Annotated in this window: 21 protein-coding genes; 11 read left to right on the top strand and 10 right to left on the bottom strand. The window is 66.1% G+C overall.

What is annotated here, in order from left to right:
* Positions 1-255: 255 nt before the first annotated feature.
* The 6 genes from lpxK to I6F36_RS22405 all read right to left on the bottom strand — a co-directional run bounded on the left by lpxK (position 256) and on the right by I6F36_RS22405 (position 5790).
* Positions 256-1272: a tetraacyldisaccharide 4'-kinase gene (lpxK, locus tag I6F36_RS22430; protein ID WP_225133910.1), complete on the bottom strand. Its 1017-nt coding sequence runs from the start codon at positions 1270-1272 to the stop codon at positions 256-258.
* Entirely contained in the window at positions 1265-2611 is a 1347-nt protein-coding gene (locus I6F36_RS22425; RefSeq protein WP_225172171.1) for a 3-deoxy-D-manno-octulosonic acid transferase, read from the bottom strand. Before I6F36_RS22425 ends, lpxK begins: the two co-directional genes overlap by 8 nt.
* Entirely contained in the window at positions 2574-3293 is a 720-nt protein-coding gene (locus tag I6F36_RS22420) for a lysophospholipid acyltransferase family protein (protein WP_036039958.1), read from the bottom strand. The genes I6F36_RS22425 and I6F36_RS22420 overlap by 38 nt, the downstream gene beginning before the upstream one ends.
* The gene (locus tag I6F36_RS22415; protein WP_036039955.1) at positions 3290-3532 is read right to left on the bottom strand and encodes a DUF4170 domain-containing protein; all 243 of its coding nucleotides are present in this window, start codon (positions 3530-3532) and stop codon (positions 3290-3292) included. The genes I6F36_RS22420 and I6F36_RS22415 overlap by 4 nt, the downstream gene beginning before the upstream one ends.
* Positions 3533-3593: 61 nt before the next feature.
* On the bottom strand, positions 3594-4412 hold the full coding sequence (locus I6F36_RS22410; RefSeq protein WP_036009209.1) for a 3'(2'),5'-bisphosphate nucleotidase CysQ: 819 nt from the start codon (positions 4410-4412) through the stop codon (positions 3594-3596).
* A complete protein-coding gene (locus I6F36_RS22405) occupies positions 4399-5790 on the bottom strand; it encodes a TldD/PmbA family protein (RefSeq protein WP_225172170.1) in 1392 nt (463 codons plus the stop codon). Before I6F36_RS22405 ends, I6F36_RS22410 begins: the two co-directional genes overlap by 14 nt.
* Positions 5791-6054: 264 nt before the next feature.
* On the opposite strand from I6F36_RS22405, the gene I6F36_RS22400 reads away from it, so the two are divergent.
* Complete coding sequence (locus I6F36_RS22400; RefSeq protein ID WP_225113345.1) at positions 6055-6573, top strand: DUF6101 family protein; 519 nt, start codon at positions 6055-6057, stop codon at positions 6571-6573.
* 109 nt (positions 6574-6682) lie between these two features.
* Here I6F36_RS22400 and ubiA read toward each other — a convergent pair whose 3' ends face one another.
* Positions 6683-7615, bottom strand: a complete 933-nt coding sequence (gene ubiA, locus I6F36_RS22395) for a 4-hydroxybenzoate octaprenyltransferase (protein ID WP_225172169.1) — start codon at positions 7613-7615, stop codon at positions 6683-6685.
* Positions 7612-8274, bottom strand: coding sequence for a hypothetical protein (locus I6F36_RS22390; RefSeq protein WP_036014267.1), 663 nt, complete (start codon positions 8272-8274; stop codon positions 7612-7614). The genes ubiA and I6F36_RS22390 overlap by 4 nt, the downstream gene beginning before the upstream one ends.
* A 208-nt stretch (positions 8275-8482) precedes the next feature.
* Here I6F36_RS22390 and I6F36_RS22385 point away from each other — a divergent pair, with 208 nt between their 5' ends.
* The 6 genes from I6F36_RS22385 to I6F36_RS22360 all read left to right on the top strand — a co-directional run bounded on the left by I6F36_RS22385 (position 8483) and on the right by I6F36_RS22360 (position 14514).
* On the top strand, positions 8483-9238 hold the full coding sequence (locus I6F36_RS22385) for a 16S rRNA (uracil(1498)-N(3))-methyltransferase (RefSeq protein ID WP_225150963.1): 756 nt from the start codon (positions 8483-8485) through the stop codon (positions 9236-9238).
* Positions 9239-9475: 237 nt separating this feature from the next.
* Positions 9476-10627: an ATP phosphoribosyltransferase regulatory subunit gene (locus tag I6F36_RS22380; protein ID WP_225172168.1), complete on the top strand. Its 1152-nt coding sequence runs from the start codon at positions 9476-9478 to the stop codon at positions 10625-10627.
* A gap of 3 nt (positions 10628-10630) precedes the next feature.
* Complete coding sequence (gene hisG / locus I6F36_RS22375) at positions 10631-11608, top strand: ATP phosphoribosyltransferase (RefSeq protein ID WP_225172167.1); 978 nt, start codon at positions 10631-10633, stop codon at positions 11606-11608.
* Positions 11609-11694: 86 nt separating this feature from the next.
* Entirely contained in the window at positions 11695-12732 is a 1038-nt protein-coding gene (locus tag I6F36_RS22370) for a glycosyltransferase family 2 protein (protein WP_109145351.1), read from the top strand.
* A complete protein-coding gene (locus I6F36_RS22365; protein WP_225172166.1) occupies positions 12729-13574 on the top strand; it encodes a ChbG/HpnK family deacetylase in 846 nt (281 codons plus the stop codon). Before I6F36_RS22370 ends, I6F36_RS22365 begins: the two co-directional genes overlap by 4 nt.
* 124 nt (positions 13575-13698) lie before the next feature.
* Positions 13699-14514, top strand: coding sequence for a DUF2076 domain-containing protein (locus tag I6F36_RS22360; RefSeq protein ID WP_036014279.1), 816 nt, complete (start codon positions 13699-13701; stop codon positions 14512-14514).
* A gap of 649 nt (positions 14515-15163) precedes the next feature.
* On the opposite strand, the gene I6F36_RS22355 is transcribed toward I6F36_RS22360, so the two are convergent.
* Positions 15164-15994, bottom strand: a complete 831-nt coding sequence (locus tag I6F36_RS22355) for a L,D-transpeptidase (protein ID WP_225172165.1) — start codon at positions 15992-15994, stop codon at positions 15164-15166.
* A gap of 316 nt (positions 15995-16310) precedes the next feature.
* Between I6F36_RS22355 and I6F36_RS22350 the strand changes: the two genes are divergently transcribed.
* Positions 16311-17096: a protein phosphatase CheZ gene (locus I6F36_RS22350; RefSeq protein ID WP_128264861.1), complete on the top strand. Its 786-nt coding sequence runs from the start codon at positions 16311-16313 to the stop codon at positions 17094-17096.
* Positions 17097-17328: 232 nt separating this feature from the next.
* Here the strand turns inward: I6F36_RS22350 and I6F36_RS22345 are convergent, their stop codons facing one another.
* Positions 17329-17850 carry a hypothetical protein gene (locus tag I6F36_RS22345; RefSeq protein WP_225172164.1) on the bottom strand — a complete coding sequence of 174 codons (522 nt, stop codon included), beginning with the start codon at positions 17848-17850 and terminating at the stop codon, positions 17329-17331.
* A 313-nt stretch (positions 17851-18163) separates the two neighbouring features.
* On the opposite strand from I6F36_RS22345, the gene groES reads away from it, so the two are divergent.
* From groES to I6F36_RS22330, 3 genes are all read left to right on the top strand, one after another.
* Complete coding sequence (groES, locus tag I6F36_RS22340; protein WP_008544107.1) at positions 18164-18460, top strand: co-chaperone GroES; 297 nt, start codon at positions 18164-18166, stop codon at positions 18458-18460.
* 118 nt (positions 18461-18578) lie between these two features.
* Positions 18579-20210, top strand: coding sequence for a chaperonin GroEL (gene groL, locus I6F36_RS22335; RefSeq protein WP_036014289.1), 1632 nt, complete (start codon positions 18579-18581; stop codon positions 20208-20210).
* Positions 20211-20407: 197 nt separating this feature from the next.
* On the top strand, positions 20408-21613 hold the full coding sequence (locus I6F36_RS22330) for a hypothetical protein (protein WP_225172163.1): 1206 nt from the start codon (positions 20408-20410) through the stop codon (positions 21611-21613).
* The last annotated feature ends 71 nt before the right edge of the window (positions 21614-21684 follow it).

The raw sequence follows: 21684 nt of genomic DNA, 5'->3' as shown, positions 1-21684 counted from the left end.
GGAGACGGCAATGAATACACCCGAATGCTACACCGTCGTCGTCGCCTGCATGTCGTGCCTCACCATCATCGGATTGATGGCCGCCGGCGCGTGGTGAGCATGGCTCGTTGCAGACATGATTCCGACTTCGACATGAGTACAGCCGCCGCGTCGTCCGACGGCGGCGGCTGCGCTTTGGATCCGCAGATCAGCTTCCCGGCGGCGAATACGACACGTTTCGCGACCAGGGCAGAGACGTTGCCTCACGTTGCGCGATCAGCGCGCACTGAACCTTCGCTCGCGCGCTCTGTATAGATGATCGCTGATCAATTGCCGCAGCTTCGCCAGGTCATCGAACTCGAGCTGAACGGCGAACGGCACGATGCCGTCAGGCACGCCTGCGCGGCCGCGCAAACGTGCAAGATCCTTTTCCGTGGTCACCAGCGTGAGCTGCTCGCGCTGCGCCTCCGCTGCGAGCGCTGCGATCTCGCCTTCCGAAAACATGTGGTGGTCGGCGAAGGCGCGCGTGCGAACGACGTCGATCCCGCTCGCACGCAGGGTACGGAAGAAACGCTCGGGATCGCCGATGCCGGCGAAGGCGAACACCCGCTTGCCGAGCAGCTGCGCGAGCGAGGCCGCATCCGGCATCAGGCGCGCACGCAGCTCGGGCTTGTTCCGCTTCGCGATCTCCGCCGCGACATCGTTGGCGGCATTGCCGTCGCCGATCAGCACCAGCGCATCGGTGCGCGCGAGCTGCACCGCGAGCGGTGCGCGCAGGGGCCCTGCGGGAAACACCGCGCCGTTGCCAAGGCCGCGCTCGCCGTCGATCACGATCAGCGAGGCGTCCTTGAACAGGCGCGGATTCTGGAAGCCGTCATCCATCAGGATCACGGTGGCGCCTTGCGATTTCGCCAGCGCGACGCCGTCGAGGCGGTCGCGCGCGACCACGACCGGGACGTCGCGCGCCATCATCATGGGTTCGTCGCCGACGTCGGACGCATCGTGACGCTCGCGGTCGACCATCACCGGCCCCTTCAGGCGCCCGCCATAGCCGCGGCTGAGCACGACCGGCGTCTCGCCGAGCTCGCGCAAGAGCTTGGTCAACACCAGCACCGTCGGCGTCTTGCCGGCACCGCCGACATGGTAGTTGCCGACACAGATCACGGGGATGCCGGCGTCCACGCCCTGGCGCAGCATGCGCCGTGCAGTGATCGCGCCGTAAAGCGCACCGAGCGGCCATAGCGCGTACGATTGAAGGGAGCGTGGCCGGTACCAAAAGGCCGGCTCACGCATTGGCGGCCCCCATCTCGATCCGCAACTGCAGCAGATACGGCTCGAGCGCGGTCATGGTGCGATCGAGCGCACCGCCGAGCTGCTCGACCACGCCGGTGCCTGCGCGCTGCATCTTGTCGCGCATGGTGGGATCGGCCAGCAACTGGCCGAGCTGCTTGACGAGCGCCTCCTGCGTGTCGGCTTGCCGCGCCCCGCCGCTGGTATCGAGCGCTTCATAGACGTCGGCGAAGTTGAACACGTGCGGACCGTGGACGATCGCGGCGCCCAGCTTGATCGCCTCGATCGGGTTCTGCCCGCCATGGTGGATCAGCGATCCGCCCATGAACACGATTCCCGAGAGCCGATAGAACAGGCCGAGCTCGCCCATGGTGTCGGCGACATAGACGTCGGTCGTCGCGGTCGGCAGCTCCTCGCGCGAGCGCAGGGCCGGTTTCAGGCCCGACGCCGTGACGAGGCCTGCTATCGATGAGCCGCGATCCGGGTGCCGCGGCACGATCACGGTGAGAAGCTGCGGGAAGAAGCCGACCAGGCTGCGATGCGCCGCGACCAGCATCTCGTCCTCGCCCGGATGGGTCGAGGCGGCGACGATGATCGGACGCCCCCGCGTCATCGCCATCAACCGCTCGAGCTTGGCGGGGTCGGCCGGCGGCGCGGGCACGTCGAGCTTGAGATTGCCCGTCGTCGCGACGTCGCGGCCGCCGAGCGCGGCAAAGCGCTCGGCATCGGTCTTCGACTGTGCAAGACAGATGTCGAACCGCGACAGCAGCGCCGAGATGGTGCCGTGCATGCGGCGCCAGCGCGGGAACGAACGCGGCGACATCCGCCCGTTGATCAGCACCATCGGCACGCGCCGCGCGGCGCCGGCGAGGATCAGGTTCGGCCACAAATCGGATTCAATGAACAGCGCCAGCGACGGCTTCCAATGATCGAGGAAGCGCGCGACGTAGCGCGGCGAGTCATACGGCACGTATTGATGGATGACGTCGGGGGGAAAGCGTTTTGCGACGACCGCGGCCGAGGTGACCGTGCCCGAGGTGAGCAGGATGCGCAGATTGAGATCGCGCAGGCGCTCGATCAGGGCGGCCGCCGCCAGGACCTCGCCGACGCTGGCACCATGAATCCAGACCAACGGGCCGTGCGGCCGCACGTCGGCGGACAGGCCGCGCCGCTCGCCGACGCGGGCGGGATCCTCCTTGCCCTGCTTCAGCCGCCGCTTGATCAGCGCAGGCGCGAGTGGCACCAGGCCGGCAGCCAGGCGCCGATACATCCGCAGCGTGATCGGCAGCGCAATGGGCAGCGACTTAGGCATCTTCCGGTCCCGGGCGGCCGAGCTGCGCATAGGCGCGCCGGGTCGCCTCGTTCAACGTGTCTTCCAGCTCCTGTCGCAACGTCTCCATCATGGCGGCGTCGGCATCTGCGGGAACGTGGATTTCCTTGATGCCGACCAAAGCGCCCCGCCCGAATGGCAAATTGATGGTGGTGCGATCCCAGTTCTTGAGCCGGACGAAGCGGCTGGTCGCCATCGCGAAAGGCATGATCGGCCGTCCCGATTCCCGTGCCAGCATGATAATGCCGAGCCCGACCACGCGCGAGCGCTTGGGGACATCGGCGGTCAACGCGACATTACAACCGGCCTGGAGCGTCCGCACCATTTCCTTGAAGGCGCCGACGCCACCTTTGCGGTGGAACGCGCCGCCATGGTCGCCGGAACCGCGGATGGTGCCGATCCCGAGCCGCTCGGCGGCGATCGCATTGAACTCGCCGTCGCGGTGCCGGGAGATCAGCACCTTGGCCCGATAGGAGGCCTTGTTCTGGTTCTTGATGAAGGGCGTCAGGAAATGCTGGCCGTGCCAGAACGCGAAGATCGCAGGGAGCTGCGGCTCGACGCGCTCGTAGACGTCGGGCGGATCGAAGGTGAAGGTGTTGGTCCGCCAGACCAGACGCAGATATTCGGCCGCCAGGACCCCGACGGCACGCTGAAACCAGCTGCTTCGCAGCGTATTGCGAAGCAGTTTCTTCAACGCGCCGGTTCTTGATTCGGATCGAGCAGCCGATGCAGGTGGACGATGAAGTAGCGCATCTGCGCATTGTCGACCGTGCTCTGCGCCTTGGCCCGCCAGGCGGCGTGGGCGCTGGCATAGTTCGGATACAGACCGACGATGTCGACCTCGTCCAGATTCTTGAAGGTGTTGTGCTCGAGATCGACGAGCTCGCCGCCGATGACGAGGTGGAGCAGTTGTTGCGGGGCGCTATCTGGCATGAGTTCTGTTCCTAAGGGGCTGCCCGGCAAAGCAGTGTTCGAGAAGCACCACGAATGCGCCTTAGGCTATCGGACGGTTGCGAAAATGCGCGACAATGCCCGCATGACGTTCGCGTCCCGCTGCCACCAGCACCCCGTGCGCCACTTCCCGGCGGTTATAGAGGATGGGTTCTCCGGAGAGGTCGCTCATCCTACCATCCGCTTCCTGCACGATCAAATCGGCCGCCGCAAGATCCCAATCATGGCTGTTGCCGCCCGCAAATGCCGCATCCAGCGCGCCATCGGCGACCCGGCACAGCCGCAGCGCCAGCGAGCCGATCCGCCGGTGCAGCTTGATCTCGCCGAGTGACGGCTTCAGCCGCTCGACCAGCGGCTTCGGGCCGGCGACGCGGGCGAAGTCGAGTTCGGATCCGCCTGTCGCGCGCACCGGCTTGTCGTTGAGCGTCGTGCCCTTGCCGCGCACCGCGAAGAAGAATTCGTCGCTGGCCGGGGCGAATACGGCGGCGAGCACCGGCGAAGCGTCCGCCACCAGCGCCACGCTGACGCACCATTCGTCATGGCCGCCGAGATAATTGCGCGTGCCGTCGATGGGATCGACGATCCAGGTCAGCCGCCGCGACAGCCGCGCCGCATCGTCGGCGCTCTCCTCGGACAGCCAGCCATATTCGGGCGTTGCGGCACGCAGGCGCGATTCGAGCAGATCGTTGACGGCGATGTCGGCCTCCGACACCGGCGAGGACGCGCCCTTGGTCCACTTCCTCAGCTCGGTGCGGAACATCGACTGCGCCAGCGCGCCCGCCTCCCGCACCGTGTCCTTCAGCAGCGCCGCGTCGCGGGTCAGGAGGGTGTGGTCGAGAGAATGCGCGTCAGCGTCCGCCAAGCGTCAAACCCTCGATGCGCACCGTCGGCGCATTGATGCCGTAGCGGAATTCGAGATTGTTCGCAGGCTGCATCGACCTGAAGATCTCGAACAGATGGCCGGCGATCGTCACCTCGCTGACGGGATAGGTGATCTCGCCGTTCTCGATCCAGAAGCCGGAGGCGCCGCGGCTGTAATCGCCGGTGACGCCGTTGACGCCGGAGCCGATCAGGTCGGTGACGTAGAAGCCCTGCTTGATGTCGGCGATCAGCTCGGCCGGCGTTGCAGAGCCGGGCTCGAGATGCAGATTGTACGGCCCCGGCGAAGGCGAGGAGGACACGCCGCGATGGGCGTGACCGGTGGTGGTGAGGCCGAGCTCGCGCGCGGTGGCACAGTCGAGCAGCCAAGTCGTCAACACGCCGTCGTCGACCAGCGCGGTCCGCTTCACCGCGACGCCTTCGGCATCGAAGGTCTGCGAGCGCAGCCCGCGCTTGCGCAGGGGATCGTCGATGATGCGGATGTTCTTCGCAAACAGCTGCTGGCCGAGCTTGTCCTTCAGGAAGCTGGTCTTGCGCGCGATCGAGGCGCCGTTGATGGCGCCGACGAGATGGCCGACCAGCGAGCCGGCGACGCGCGGATCGAACACCACCGGGACCTTGCAGGTCTCGACCTTGCGCGGATTGTGGCGCGCCACGGTGCGCTCGCCGGCGGAGCGGCCGACGACCTCCGGCGACAGCAGATCGGCGCCATGCGGCGCCGAGGTGAAGTCGTAGTCGCGCTCCATGCCGGTGCCTTCGCCCGATATGGCGGTGGCGGAGATGCCCTGGCTGGAGCGCAGATAGGAGCCGTGGAAGCCGGTCGAGGTGACGAGCACCATGCCGCCGATGCCGGCGGAAGCCGAGGCGCCGCCGGACTTGGTCACGCCCTTGACGCCGAGCGCGGCAGCTTCGGCCGCGAGCGCGCGGCGCTCGAGCTCGGTCGTCGTGGGCACGGCGGGATCGAGCAGGTCGAGATCGGGAAAGTCGCGCGCGAGCAGCGCGGGATCGGCAAGGCCGACATATTTGTCGTCGGGCGCGACGCGCGCCATCGCAACCGCACGCTCGGCGAGCTTGGTGACGGCATCGCCGCTGACGTCGTTGGTGGAGACCACCGCCTGACGCTGACCGACCAGCACGCGCAGACCGACATCGTCACCCTCGGACCGCTCGGATTCCTCGACGCGTCCGTCGCGGACCTCGACGCCCTGCGAGACGCCGCGCACCGCGACCGCGTCGGCCGCATCCGCGCCGGCGCGCTTGGCCGCCTCGACCAGCCGCTGCGCGAGATCGGAGAGCGCGGACTGATCGAACAGGTCGCGATTGGCGGAAGGCGAAAGCGTCGGGCTTGGTGAAGAGTTCACGAACGAAATCCTGTTGGGGCGGGGTTCGGGACCGGAACCCACAGATGTGCCCTGATAGCGCGGACTTCAAGCATTTTCAGCCCGCCAAAAGCTCAGATTCGCGACGTCGGCGCAACGTCTCGTCAATCATGCACGCCAAGGTCTTGTCAATCATGAGGAGCGAGTGACGGTGGGTTAACCAGCCTTTTTAAGCGGTTTCGGACCGCCCGGCGCTAAGGTCCTCGCATCGACCGGGAACATAATCCTGGCGGGGAGAACAAAGCCGTGAGGCGTCAAACAGCAACATGCGGGGCCCACCCCGCCGGGTCGAGCCGCTCCTTGCGGCTCGACCCTCTTTCCCTTCCGGTCCGCTTCGATGCGCATGATCCGCGCGCCGACGGGCATGTCAGGCAGATCGAGCTTCATCGCGAGCGTGTCGTGCTGCGCCGTGCCGTGCGCGGCATGCAGATGGCGATCAACGTGCGCGTCGCCGACTTCACCGGCGTTGCGCTCCGCGGCAATGACGAGACGCAGACGCTCGTCCTCGTGCATCGCGATCCTTCGCTGTCCATCCCGCTACTGATCAGCGCGGACGCGGACGAGATCGCGCAGGCCTGGGCGATCTGGAGCGAGATCTTTGCGCTGCCGCAGCTCGACGAAGGCGCGCGCAAACCCGCACCGCGCCGCCGCCGCGCCAATGCGATCCGCGCCCGCCGTCCGAAATTCTTGATGCGCCGGCGCACCGCAATGGCGCGCGAGCTGCCGGTTCATCAGGGCGAGCGCGAGATCATCGCGAGGAATTGACGGTGCCGTAGGGTGGGTTAGCCCGAAGGGCGTAACCCACCTCTTTGCTTTTCGCGCGGATAGAAGTTGGTGGATTACGCTTCGCTAATCCACCCTACGCATTTTCGCGTCACGCCGCTCGCATCATCGCGTCCGCGAGCAATCCCGCAAACAGCAACAGGCCCGCATGCTTGTTCGACTTGAACAGGCGCAGGCACAGCTCGGGATCGTTGATGCGCAGCCGCACGATCTGCCACACCAGATGCGCGGCGAAGGCGGCAAGCCCAAGCCAGGCCGGCCAGCGCGCTTCGCCGGATGCCAGCGCGACGCCGATCAGCATCACCGCGAGCCCGTAGAACAGGACCAGCGCCTGGCGCGTATGCGCGCCGAACAGGCGCGCGGTCGACTTGATGCCGATCAACGCGTCGTCCTCAGTGTCCTGATGCGCGTAGATGGTGTCATAGCCGATCACCCAGGAGATCGCGCCGGCATAGAGCACGAGCGCGGTGGCGTCGATGCGGCCGAGGGTGACGGCAAACCCCATCAACGCGCCCCAGGAGAAGGCGAGCCCGAGCACGATCTGCGGCCACCAGGTGATGCGCTTCATGAAGGGATAGATCGCGACGATCAGGAGTGAGGCGATGCCCGTTGCAATCGCGAAGCGGTTGAACTGCAGCAGCACCGCAAGACCGACCAGCGCCTGCGCGACCATGAAGACCAGCGCCTGCCTGGTGGTCACCTGCCCCGACGGCAGCGGCCGCGAGCGCGTGCGCTCGACCTTGCCGTCGAGGTCGCGATCGGTGATGTCGTTCCAGGTGCAGCCGGCCCCGCGCATGACGAAAGCGCCGATGAAGAACAGCACGATGGTGAGCGGCAGGCCGCGAACGTCATGCGCCATGCCGGCGGCCAGCGCCGCCGACCACCAGCATGGCATCAGGAGAAGCCAGGAGCCGATCGGGCGATCGAAGCGGGACAGGCGCAGGTAAGGCCGCGCCCAATGCGGCGCGAGCGTATCGACCCAGTTGCCGGTGGAATCGGCAACGCGGGCGGATGTATCGCTCATCGGGTCAGGACGTTGCCGTTGAGCGTATCGAAGGTGCTGCCACCCTTCCTGCCGGCATTGGCCTCGGGCGCGGAGCCAGAGCCCAGCACCTCGCTCAGCGACGGACCGGCCGGACCGCGCGGCTGGTTCTGCATCTGTTGCGCGACGTTGCAGACCTTCGTCGCCATGGCCTCGGTGTTCTTGTGACCTTCCTTCAGCTGCGCACCGATCTGGGGCGGGATTCCGCATTTGGCGGCATTGGTCTCGATGTACTTGATCATCTTGACTTCAGCCTGGCTGAAATTGCGGATCAGCTTGCAGGCCTCGTCCGGTTGCGCGCGACGATCGCTCGCGGCCTTGATCAGCTTGCCGCGCTTCTCGGCTTCCTCGCGCAGCGGAATGAATGCCTTCATGCAGTCCTCGCCGGGACCGGCCTGCGTCGGGGGAGCCGCGCTGAAGGCGCCGGCGCCACCGATCGGGGCAGCACCGTTCACGGGAAAGGACGATTGCGGCGCCGCACCGAGCGAAGCTGCGGGTGCCGAACCGTTAACCGGAGGAAATGGGGAATTGGCGGCAGGCTGGTTGGGCAGCGGCGCCGGGAACGCGCTTTGCGCAGACGCGCCCGCAGCACCCATGGCCACCATGGCGGCAGTGATCGGAACCATCAAATGGCGGATCATCAAGATAGTCTCTCCGGCAGGAGCTTACGGGTTCAGGGCTTCCCAATTGAAGCGCGACCAGCGTGTTCGCGTTTTTACGATTCCCGCCGGCGCTTAACAACCCGTGGAATAGGGCGAGAGCGCGGCGCTGGGACGCACCAGTTCGGCAATATTTACCCCCGAAATGGCGCCTTTCGGTTAAGAACGGCCGGTAATCGGATCCCAAGCGATGCCTTCCCACGATTTTCGCGCCCCCCGCCTGTTCGTCGATGCCACCCTGGCCCAGGACGCCAGGGTGCCGCTCGACCGCGACCAGAGCAACTATCTCGGCAATGTGCTGCGGCTGGCGGCCGGGGCCGAGGTCCTGGCCTTCAACGGCAGGGATGGCGAGTGGCAGGCCGCCATCGAGGGCCGCAAGCGGCCGGACGGCCTCGTGATCCTGCAGCAGACCCGGCCCCAGGACCATCTCGCCGACCTCACTTACGTCTTTGCCCCGCTCAAACATGCCCGGCTGGACTACATGGTGCAGAAGGCCATCGAGATGGGCGCCGCCGCCCTGCAGCCGGTGCTGACCCGGTTCACCCAGGCGTCCCGGGTGAACACCGAGCGGATGCGCGCCAATGTGGTCGAGGCGGCCGAACAATGCGGCATCCTCAGCATCGCCAGCGTGGCCGAGCCGGTGCCGCTGGAGCGCTTCCTGAGCCAGCGGCCCGCCGACCGCCTGCTGATCTTCTGCGACGAGGCGGCGGAGGTCCAGAATCCCATTCAGAGCCTGCAAGGCGCGCGCGAGGTCGGACGCGGTATCGACGTGCTGATCGGCCCCGAGGGCGGTTTTGCCGAGGAAGAGCGGGCGCTGTTGCTGCGCCAGCCCAAAATCCTGCGGCTGGCGCTCGGCCCCCGCATCATGCGGGCGGACACCGCCGCGGTCGCCGCCCTGGCGCTGGTGCAAGCGGTGCTGGGGGATTGGAGCGGAAAGGCCAGCTAACTTCGTCAGCGGTGCAAACGCATGGCGTCGTCATGCCCGGGCTTGTCCCGGGCATCCACGTCCTTTTGCGCCGGTGGGCAAGGCGTGGACGGCCGGGACAAGCCCGGCCATGACGAATTGCCCACCCGTTAAGCGATTGATCCTTTGGAGGTCGAAACCGCTGTCGGGCCATGCTAAGGGCTGCGCCAATTCGCCTCCCCTTGCCTGCCCGGTTCCGCCGGGCGATGGACCGCAGAGATGACCGCGACTGCCACCTCAAATGCTGCCGGCTCCGCCGCCTGGGCGGATACGCTGCTCTTGTCGTTTGCGCAGGCCGGCTATGTGAGGGCCGAACCCGCCATCCTGCAGCCGGCCGAGCCGTTCCTGGACCTCTCCGGCGAGGACATCCGCAAGAGCCTGTACCTGACCACCGACCTCTCCGGCGAGGAGCTCTGCCTGCGCCCGGACCTGACCATTCCTGTCGCGCGCGACTATCTGGCCTCGGGGCGCGCCGGCCAGCCGGCGGGGTTCAGCTATCTCGGCCCGGTGTTCCGCTACCGTAGCGGCCAGGCCCGTGAATTCCTCCAGGCCGGTATCGAATCGTTCGCCCGTCAGGATCGCGCCGCGGCCGATGCCGAGATGCTGGCGCTGGGGCTGGAGGCGACGGCCGCCTTCGGCGTCCGCGACGTCGAGATCCGCACCGGCGATGTCGCCTTGTTCAATGCGCTGCTCGACGCCCTCAACCTCTATCCGGTCTGGCGCCGCCGTCTGGTCAAGGATTTCAACCGCAAGATCAGCCTGGAGCAGGATCTGGAGCGGCTGGCGGCCGCGACCACCGCGACGCGCAGCGAGTATGAGGGCGTGCTGGCGGCCCTTGCCGGCTCCGACCGCAAGGCTGCGCTCGCCTTCGTCACCGATCTGATGTCGATCGCCGGCACCACCAATGTCGGCGGCCGCACCACGGCAGAGATCGCCGATCGCTTCCTTGAGCAATCGACGCTGAAGGGCGGCGCGCTGCCGCGCGAGGCGATCGCCGTGCTCAAGCGCTTCCTGTCGATTTCGGGCAATCCAGACGACGCCATCGCCGAGCTGCGCGCACTCACGACGAACGCGAAGCTCGATCTCGCATCTGCGATCGATCAGTTCGAGAGCCGGGTCGGCTTCATGGCCGCGCGCGGCATCAACGTGAGGCAGATTCGTTTCTCGACCGCGTTCGGGCGCGGGCTCGATTATTACACCGGCTTCGAGTTCGAGCTGCATCACAGCGGCAACGGCACCGAGCCGCTGGTCGCCGGCGGCCGCTACGACGGGCTGATGACCCAGCTCGGATCAGCTGAGCCGATTCCGGCGGTCGGCTTCTCGGTCTGGGTGGAGGCGCTGAACCGGATCGGCCGCAAGGTGGGAGCTTAAGTCATGAGCGCGCCATTCGTTCTGGCCGTTCCCTCCAAGGGCCGCCTGCAGGAGAACACTGAGGCCTTCTTTGCCCGTGCCGGCCTCAAACTGTCGAAGGCCGGCGGCGCCCGCGACTACCGCGGCACCATCGCAGGCCTCGACAATGTCGAGGTCGCCTATCTCTCGGCGAGCGAGATCGCCGCGCAATTGTCGCGCGGCTTCGCGCATCTCGGCGTCACCGGCGAAGACCTGGTGCGCGAGAACATCGCCGATGCCGACAAGCGCGTGGCGCTGATCGACGGGCTCGGCTTCGGCTATGCCGACGTCGTCGTCGCGGTGCCGCAGGCCTGGATCGACGTCCGCACCATGGCCGACCTTGACGACGTCACCACCGGCTTCCGCGAGCAGCATCACATGCGGATGCGGGTCGCGACCAAATTCGTCAACCTCACCCGCGGCTTCTTCCAGGCTCACGGCATCAGCGATTACCGCATCGTCGAAAGCGCGGGCGCCACCGAAGGCGCGCCAGCGGCCGGCAGCGCCGAGCTGATCGTCGACATCACCACGACCGGGGCGACGCTCGCTGCCAACGGCCTGCGGGTGCTCGACGACGGCGTGATCCTGCGCAGCCAGGCCAATCTGGTGGCCGCCAAGGAGGCCGACTGGTCGCCGCAGGCGCGCGAGACGGCGCGTGTCATCCTCGATCACATCGCAGCGCGGGCGCGGGCCAACAAGTACCGCGAAGTCCGCACCCGCTTCCGGCAATGCGATGCCGCCCTGCTCGGGGAAGCCCACAGCCGGTTCGGCGTGGAGGCCCCGTTCGGCGGTCCGACCTCGTCAGGCATGCTGACCCTGCACTGCCCACCGGGGCAGCTCTACGCGCTGGCGAGCTTCCTGCGCGAGCATGGCGCCGAGACCGTCTCGGTGGTGTCGCTCGACTACGTGTTCGACCGCGAGAACCCGCTGTTCGCCAGGCTGGAGGCGTTCCTGCGGCGGTGAGCCCAAGGTTTGTTCAGCTTTGCGACAGCAAACGGCAGCTACCATATGCGGTTGAGAAGACCTAAACACCTCTGGAACCTTGATCGATGACGCTGGGCTCTGACGTATCCGGCATGACGACCACCGCAGCCAGCGCAGCCGCGAAGGGGCTGTCGATCGTCGTTCCCGTCTACAACGAGGCGGCGGGCCTCACCGCTCTGCACCAACGCATCTGCGAGCTCGCCAAGACCCTGCGGCAGCGCTATCGCCTGTCTTGCGAGGTGGTCTATGTCGACGACGGCAGCAAGGATGCGACGCTGGCGATCGCGCGGTCGTTGCCGGCCGACGCCATCGACGTTCAGGTGGTGTCGCTGTCGCGCAATTTCGGCAAGGAGGCCGCGCTGATGGCGGGCCTGGACCATGCCCGCCTCGGCGCGGTGATGTTCATGGACGGCGACGGCCAGCATCCGCCGGCGCTGGTGGAACAGCTGGTGCGGCACTGGATCGATGACGGCTATGACGTCGTCTATACCGCCAAGGCGCATCGCGACAACGAGTCCTTCCTGCGCCGGGTCGCGGTGCACGGCTTCTACGCGCTGATCAATTGGGGCGCCCGTCAGAAGATTCCGGAGGACGCCGGCGATTTCCGCCTGCTGTCGCCGCGCGCGGTCGCGGCGCTGAGGCAGCTGCCGGAACGCAACCGCTTCTTCAAGGGCCTCGCCAGCTGGATCGGTTTCCGCCAGATCCGCGTCGACTACGAGCCCGCAGCGCGTGCCCATGGCGTCACCACCTTCAACGCCGCGAGCCTGCTTGGCCTGTCGATCGAGGGCCTGACGTCCTTTTCAGTGGCGCCCTTGCGCTTCGCCAGCCTGCTCGGCGTCATTCTCGCAGGAGGCGCCTTCCTGTTCGGCCTTTCGATCCTCTGGGAAGTGTTCACGACCGGCAAGCAGGTGCCCGGCTATCCCTCGCTCGTGATCGGACTGATGACGATCGGCGGCGTGCAGCTCATCATGATCGGCATCGTCGGCGAATATATCGGCAAGATCCTCTCCGAGCTGAAGGCGCGCCCGATCTACTTCGTCGCCGAGCACAGCGAGAAGCATTCCGAAGCTGATGATGCCGCGAGCAGGACGGCAGCCGAATGAGCGTGGCCGCGAGCCCGCGGCGGATCTGGCTCTGCGCCGACGATTACGGCATCAGCCCGGGCGTCAACCGCGCCATCCGCGACCTGATCGAACGCGGCCGCCTCAATGCCACCTCGGTGATGATGGTGGGACCCGCGATCGCGCGCGGCGACGTCGAGGCGCTGCAGGCTTCGGCAACGCAAAGCCCGCGATGCGCGATCGGATTGCACGTGACGCTGTCGGCGCCGTTCCGGCCGCTCACCATGCATTTCCGCCCCTTGGACGGCGACATGTTCTTCGCCTTTCCCAAGCTGCTGCGCGCCGGTCTGATGCGCCGGCTCGACCGTGAATTCATCCGCAACGAGGTGAAGGCACAGCTGGCCGCCTTCATGGACGCGTTCGGACGCGCCCCCGACTTCGTCGACGGTCACCAGCATGTGCAGCTCTTCCCGCAGGTGCGCGACGGTTTTGTCGATGCGGTCAGCGAAGTCGCGCCGAACGCCTGGGTGCGCCAGGGCGGCCGCGACCTGCCGCTGCGGCAGCGGCTGGCCTCCCCCAAGGCCATGGTGCTCGATATCCTCAGCGCGCAATTCCGCCGCCGCGCCGGCAGCGCCGGCCTCAGCTTCAACCCCGGCTTCGCCGGCGCCTATGATTTCACGCGCGCCGCCGATTTCGGCGCGCTGATGCGGCAATTCCTGGAAGGTCTCCCCGACGGCGGCCTCGTGATGTGCCATCCCGGCTTTGTCGATGATGTCCTCACCGGCCTCGACCCCATGACCGACGTCCGCGAGCGCGAGCACGCCTATCTCGCGGGCGATGCGTTCGCGCGCCTGCTGGCCGACAGCAACGTGACACTGCAATGAACGGCGAAAAGCGGCCCAGAGGCAGCTTGTCGCATACCGAAATTTAATCCGGCCGGCACTGTTGGGGCCATAATGGAAGCCTACATCTCCTCTCGCGCTTGGTTTGGCGCGAAGGAGACAGATCATGACGCCGCAGGAACGCCAGCTCGTCGACGACCTTTTTGACCGGCTTTCTAAGCTGGAGAATGCACAGCGCGATCCCGATGCGATCGCCGCGATCTCCGACGGGCTGCGCAAGGCGCCCGGCGCCATCTACGCGCTGGTGCAGACCACGCTGGTCCAGGACGAAGCGCTGAAGCGCGCCAATGCCCGCATCCAGGAGCTGGAAGCGGCCCACGCGCCCGAGCAGGCGCAGTCTGGCGGCTTCCTCGACACCATGCGCGACACATTGTTTGGCGGCGGCCCGTCCCGCGGCTCGGTGCCGAATGTGCCGCAGCGTGAGCAGCGTCCGGCTTGGAATACCGGACAGGCGATGCCGCAAGGCCAGCCGGGCTACGGCGCGCCGCCTTACGGACAGGCTTACGGCCAAGGTCCGGGTCAGGGCGCTCCGCCGATCGGCGGTGGCGGCGGCTCGTTCCTCGGCACGGCGGCGGCGGCCGCGGCCGGCGTCGTCGGCGGCTCGCTGCTGCTCTCCAGCATCCGCGGCATGATGGGCGGATCGCACCAGCAGGGTTTTGGCGACAGCAACGCGCTCGGCGACCGCAGCGCTGGTGGAAGTCCTTGGGGCGGCGGCGATCAGTCCGGCGGCTCGCTGGCGCGCGAGGCCGGCCTCGATGACATTGGCTCGAACCGGGAATCCCGCCAGGGCTTCTTCGACCAAGCGTCGAACGAGCGCGACAACTACGACCAGAACTACGGCAACGATCACGACGACAGCTTCGACACGGCCGACAACAGCGATTTCGGCGGCGACGACGACGGCGGCAGCGATTACGCGTAGGCCATTCGACCGACAGATGTGGAACGGCCGCCTCCGGGCGGCCGATTTCTGTTCAAGCAGAGCTCAACGCACTTCTGCTCTGCCATCACACGCCATGATGCCATTCGATATAATATGACTAGTGCGTGCGTTGTCGGACAGCACCGTGCAGAACGTCACGAGGTGCGCCTGACTTCACCATGCCGGGCGAAATCGTCCTCCGACACACGCCGCCGTAGACTCCCGGATTTCCAAATTTGGACATGGGTGTTCAATTGGAAGAACACACTGCTTATGCCACACATCGTGGCTGCCTCTCTTGGCTACAGTCGGGGGTTTTAAGAATGAGTTCACTTCAACAGCGCATCGCGACCCTGAGCGACGTCACGACCCATCTCATCACCGAATTGTACGAGTTGGAGGGACTGCACGAGCGCCTCAGGAAGGCAGAGCTGTCGGTGCGGCGGCTGAACCGCTCGGCTCGCGCACCGCATTCGGCTTCATCAGCTCGTCCTCGCCGCTCCGCTGTCCCTCGTCCCGGGTCGAGGCACCGTCATCGGACGTAGGACTATTCAGGCAGACGTTTGGCGGCGGCAGCGTCCCTTCGACGCCGCGCATTTCGAGCCGACGCGGCACCCGGACTTGATCGCTCCATCGAGCGCATGACGCTTCACATCACCACGACCTTGGTGCCGACATTGACGCGGCCATAGAGGTCGATGACGTCCTCGTTGCGCATGCGGATGCAGCCGGAGGAGACATTGGTGCCGATGGTCCAGGGCTCGTTGGAGCCGTGGATGCGATAGAGCGTCGATCCCAGATACATCGCACGGGCACCGAGCGGATTTTCCGGGCCGCCTTCCATGTGCCTGGGCAGATCGGGCCGGCGCGCGAGCATTTCCGCCGGCGGCGTCCAGTCCGGCCATTCGCGCTTGGCGGTGATCGATTTCACGCCGGACCAGGTGAAACCGGGACGGCCGACGCCGATGCCGTAGCGCAATGCCCGGCCGTTGCCCTCGACGAGATAGAGGAACTTGTTCGGCGTATCGACCACGATCGTGCCGGGACTTTCCTTGCCGCTATAGTCAACGAGTTGTTTCTCAAATTTAGGATCCAACGGACGCTGCCGCGGATCGACCGCCTCCTGCTGCAGAGACGCGCCCTGCTGATATCCGCCTTGTTGATACCCACCTTGCATCTGCGGCTCGCCCATCGGCGGCAGGCGCCGCTGGTCGTAATAGCCCGGCTGCTGCTGATACACCGGCCGCTCCGGCGCGTAGGCCGGGCCGCGGCCGGGGCCATCGCCGAACAGGAATTCGATGAAGCCGCCGCCCATGTTGGAATGGGACGCCACGCGCACCGGCGCCGGCGGCACGCGCGGCTGGTACAGCACCGCGGGCGGATCGTTCGGCACGCTGTTGTCGAAGGCGCCCGCGTCGTTCGCGCCGGCCATGAAGGTGCAAGCGCTGCCGAGCAGCGCGACAGACATTTTCTTGAACATCGACGTACTCTGTACTGTTTCGTCTAGATCACATGCGTCGTGGAGAGCCGGTGGCTGATCCGCGCTCTTCGACGTGGTCAATAAAAAGCAAAAGCCGTTTTGTTTGGTAAACGGACAGCGCGTTTGGATTCACCACGTCGCGAGCGCGCCTGCAATTTGGCGATCAGCGTTTATTTTCGATGAACGCCGCGCGGTGATGGTTAATCGCTTCTTTGCGCCGCGTCGCGCGCGGCCGATCAGCAGTTCCTGCTGTGAACTTCGTGTTAAATCGCTTCTGCCTACAAAGACGCGTGAGTGAGGTGGGGGGAGTATCCTGATGGCTGTTCACCGCAAGCGTTTTCGCGTCGAAGATATCGTCGGTGGCGAGATGCCCATTGTAGACGTAACTGAAGAGGCACTCCCGATGCATAGCGAGATCATGGCCGAGCTGCGCGCGATCCGCGCCCAGATGGCGAAGGGCATCGTCGCGGCCCCGCTGTCCGGCAGCGCTGCCATGGCGGCGATCGACGCCTCGACCGCGCACGAGCTTGCCGAAGCGCGCACCATGCTCGAGACCTACCGGGCGCAGATCGAGCAGTGCGAGAAGCTGAAGGTCGAGCTCGACCTCATCCACGACGCCATCGACCGCACCAAGCGCGAGATCGCGACGCTGCACGGCAAGAGCTTCGACGGCGGCGAGATGGCCAAGGTCAACGGCGAGCTCGGCGCGGTGGTCGGCGGCACCGAGCAGGCGACCCAGCAGATCCTCGAAGCCGCGGAATCGATCGACCAGGCCGCCAGCGCGATGTCGAAGGTGGACTCGATCGATCAGCAGAAGCGCCTTGCCGACGACATCCAGGAACGCGTCATCTCGATCTTCGAAGCCTGCAACTTCCAGGACCTGACCGGCCAGCGCATCAGCAAGGTCATGGGCACGATGAAGTTCATCGAGCAGCACATCAACGCGATGATGGAGATCTGGGGCGGCGTCGACGCGATCAAGTCCCATGTGCCCGCGCAGGTCGACAACCGCAGCGAGGACGAGAAGCTCCTCAACGGCCCCAAGCTCGCCGGCGACGTCGGCCACGCCTCGCAGGACGACATCGACGCGCTGTTCGACTGAGCGGCGACGACATCGGAATAACAAAACGCCGGCCTTGGGCCGGCGTTTTTTGTTTTGGCCGGTGCAGATCGTGAACTCTTCTTCCCTTCTCCCCTTGTGGGAGAAGGTGGCGCGAAGCGCCGGATGAGGGTTCTCTCGACTCGCAAGACCGTTCGTGAGGAGATAGACCCCTCACCCGTCTCGCCGCTACGCGGCGAGCCACCCTCTCCCAAGGGGAGAGGGTAAGAGACCGTCACGCCCTCGGCGCGCAGCGGACGTAGACCATGTTGCCATAGCGGGTGCCGGCGTCCTTGTCGATGAAGCGGGTGATCATGACGCGACCGTCGAAGGAGACGATTTCGCGGTCCTGGTCGCCGGGGGTCGGGCCGGCCGGCCCGATGTAGTTCTTGCCGCTCGGCGAGCCCTTCAGCCGCAGCTCCTGCGGCGTCGCCTGGTCGGCGAGATGCATGATCACGCCACCGGAGGAACCGGCGGTGATCACGTAGGGGTTCCTGCATTGCTCGCGCGCCATCTTCTCGGTGCGGGCGCGGTCGGCCGGATTCTGGAACGAGGCGAGGCCCCAGCGGCCGACGATCTCGTCGGCGCGGATGCTGGCGGGCATTTCCGGAGCGACGCCAGGTTCGGCATCGGGCGGCGGCGGGGACGACGTGAGGGACGGCAGGTTGAAGCCGCCGCCGCAGGCGCCCAGCACCAGCGCCAGACAAGAGGCGGCCGCCAGATTGGCAACCGTGCGCGCGTGAGCCGAACTGATCATGGCATTCCCCCGAACAAGACCATGGCCGCACCCCTCCCGCAGCCAAGCGCAAAACCGCTGCCGGAGCAATGACGTCGTTCTTTACGCCGACGCCCCGAGCGAGTTTCCAATGCCACCATCCTATATCCGCCTCAACAATCGCTTAACCACCTTTGCTTGACAGGATCGCGGCCAAGCCATATTTCCGGACCCACTATTAGCACTCGGAAAGCCCGATTGCTAAGCGCGCCGTTCGATCCTCGACGAGAGGGGGACGGAAGCGCCGCCCCACCGACCCCACTACTTCCGAAGCGAGCCTCCAAAGGGAAACGTCATGGCTAAATCCAAATTTCGTCCGCTGCATGACCGTGTCGTGGTCAAACGTATCGACGCCGAGGAAAAGACCAAGGGCGGCATCATCATTCCGGACACGGCCAAGGAAAAGCCGTCCCAGGGCGAGATCGTCGCCGTCGGCCCCGGCGGCCGCGACGAGACCGGCAAGCTGATCCCGATCGACCTCAAGGTCGGCGACCGCGTGCTGTTCGGCAAGTGGTCGGGCACCGAGGTCAAGATCGACAACGAAGAGCTCCTGATCATGAAGGAGTCGGACATCATGGGCGTGCTGGCCTAAGGCCGTCCGCCTGAACAGCCGCTGAATGTCATGCCCGGATCCAGGCGATCCGGGCATCCATCGTTCCGCCGCACGGCACAAGACAACACACATCACATAACACGAGGGATTGCAGACCATGGCTGCCAAAGACGTCAAGTTTTCCGGAGACGCGCGCGATCGCATGCTGCGCGGCGTCGACGTTCTCGCCAACGCCGTCAAGGTGACGCTCGGCCCGAAGGGCCGCAACGTCGTCATCGAGAAGAGCTTCGGCGCCCCCCGCATCACCAAGGACGGCGTCACGGTCGCCAAGGAGATCGAGCTCGAGGACAAGTTCGAGAACATGGGCGCCCAGATGGTGCGTGAGGTCGCCTCCAAGACCAACGACCTCGCCGGCGACGGCACCACCACCGCGACCGTGCTGGCCCAGGCCATCGTGCGCGAAGGCGCCAAGGCGGTCGCCGCCGGCATGAACCCGATGGATCTCAAGCGCGGCATCGACACCGCGGTTGCCGCCGTCATCAAGGACATCGAGAAGCGCGCCAAGCCGGTCGCCGCCTCCTCCGAGGTCGCCCAGGTCGGCACCATCTCGGCCAACGGCGATGCCGCCATCGGCAAGATGATCGCCCAGGCGATGCAGAAGGTCGGCAACGAGGGCGTCATCACCGTCGAGGAGAACAAGTCGCTCGAGACCGAGGTTGATATCGTCGAGGGCATGAAGTTCGACCGCGGCTATCTCAGCCCCTACTTCGTCACCAACGCCGAGAAGATGACCGCCGAGCTCGAGGACGCCTACATCCTCCTGCACGAGAAGAAGCTCTCGGGCCTGCAGGCCATGCTGCCGGTGCTGGAGGCCGTGGTGCAGTCGGGCAAGCCGCTCGTCATCATCGCCGAGGACGTCGAGGGCGAGGCGCTGGCCACCCTGGTCGTCAACCGGCTCCGTGGCGGCCTGAAGGTGGCCGCGGTGAAGGCGCCGGGCTTCGGTGACCGCCGCAAGGCCATGCTGGAGGACATCGCGATCCTGACCGGCGGCCAGCTGATCTCCGAGGAGCTCGGCATCAAGCTCGAGAACGTCACGGTGAAGATGCTCGGCCGCGCCAAGAAGGTGGTGATCGACAAGGAGAACACCACGATCGTCAACGGCGCCGGCAAGAAGCCCGACATCGAGGCCCGCGTCGGCCAGATCAAGGCCCAGATCGAGGAGACCACCTCGGACTACGACCGCGAGAAGCTCCAGGAGCGCCTCGCCAAGCTCGCCGGCGGCGTCGCGGTGATCCGCGTCGGCGGCGCCACCGAGATCGAGGTCAAGGAGAAGAAGGACCGCGTCGAGGACGCGCTCAACGCCACCCGCGCCGCGGTTCAGGAAGGCATCGTCCCGGGCGGCGGCGTCGCGCTGCTCCGCGCCAAGAAGGCGGTCGGCCGTCTCACCAACGCCAATGACGACGTCCAGGCCGGCATCAACATCGTGCTGAAGGCGCTGGAAGCCCCGATCCGCCAGATCTCCGAGAACGCCGGCGTGGAAGGCTCGATCGTGGTCGGCAAGATCCTGGAGAACAAGTCCGAGACCTTCGGCTTCGACGCCCAGAACGAGGACTATGTCGACATGGTCGAGAAGGGCATCATCGATCCCGCCAAGGTGGTGCGCACCGCGCTGCAGGACGCCTCTTCCGTGGCCGGCCTCTTGGTGACCACCGAGGCCATGGTCGCCGAGATGCCGAAGAAGGAAGCTCCGCCCGCGATGCCCCCCGGCGGCGGCATGGGCGGCTTCTAAGCCTCCCGTTCCGTGACAGAGTTGCGAAGGCCGCCTCCGGGCGGCCTTCTTTTTTGCCGACCCTGCCCGTTTCGCTTTCCGATTCAACCAGCGGCCAAAACCCACTACGGTGGCGCGCCGATTCTGATTGTTCGGGCATGATCCTAGAGACCGCTTCACGCTTTCCGGATCATGGCCGTTGCGCGAGGATGTCATCGATGCGTGCGCTTCTGGTTTGCTCCACGGCCGTTCTGGCCCTGCTCGCCGTTCCGCCGCAGGCCTCCGCCCAGATGAAGCTGTCGCCGAAGGCGACCGCGCCGGGGGGAACCGAGACGCGCTATTTCACCGCGATGGACGGGCTAATGGACGGCAATGCCGACGTGATCCTGAAGGAGACGCGCCAGGGCAAAACGCTGAGCGCGGCGGTGCTCGACGTCTGCTACCCCATCGCGAAGAACTCCGACCGCAAGGACCGCTTCGTCGTCAACCTCCAGGTCGCCGGCCAGACGCTGACCGGAACGACGCAGAGCATCAGTGAGAAGTCGCCGGTCAGCGTCAAGCTGACGCGCAAGCAGTCCGGCGACATGTTCGAATTCCGCGGCCAGATCGCGGTCGGCCAGGCGGTGACCGAAGTGACCTCGCCGGACAATTCCGATCTCAGCGAAAAGGAATTCCTGGACAGTCAGGCCTCCGACGACGGCATCACGCCGCAGCCGAAGGATTTCACCGACGTCTCGCCGGAAGCGATCGCGGTCAAGGTCAAGCTCGACGCCGCGACCGACTTCCTGAAGAGCCTGAAGGGCCAGGAGGTCGAGGTGACGCTGGCGAGCCTCAATGTCGGCTGCGACGCGCTGCGCGCGGGCGAGCAGACCATCACCATGTCGGTCGATCCCGAGCGCGCCGGCGCGCTGCTGGCGAAGTTCAAGGCAATGCCGGGCGTCACCGCCGCAGGCTGGACCGCGGGCATGACCGAGATGGACCGCACCATCCGCTTCCCTGCGGCCGACTGGCGCGAGGGCGACAAGATCAACAAGGGCAAGCTTGCAACGGCGGTGGCGAGCGTGCTGAGCAGGACGCTCGCGGCAAAGCCGGTCACGCAAAACTTCAACCCGGCCACCGGCAGGCTCAAGCTGGTGTTCAAGCGGCCGAACCAGGACTTCCCGGCGCTCGAGCTCACCGACACGATCGAGCTTGCAGGCCTGGTCTCGCCCGACAAGCCGGGCACCACCGACAAGCTCATGCTCTGGATCGGCAGCCCGGCGACCACGACGGCCGACGAGGGCAGCGGTGCCAGGCTCAATCTGTCCGACGATGCGAGCCTCGACGAAGAAGGCGATCTGCCCGACGACAACGGCTCGATCGAGGCGCTCGTCAAGGAGCTGAAGGGCCAGCGCTGGGACGCCGACAAGTCGGTCTGGAAGTAGGCTTGACTTCCAGTACTCCGAGACAGCAGCGATGGAATCGATAGGCTGCGGCGTACTGGATTCCCCGCCTT

Source organism: Bradyrhizobium sp. BRP19 (genome assembly GCF_020194195.1).
Lineage (GTDB): Bacteria > Pseudomonadota > Alphaproteobacteria > Rhizobiales > Xanthobacteraceae > Bradyrhizobium > Bradyrhizobium yuanmingense.
The sequence above is the reverse complement of the archived record's forward strand: the minus strand, read 5'-3'. Positions and strand labels throughout refer to the sequence as shown.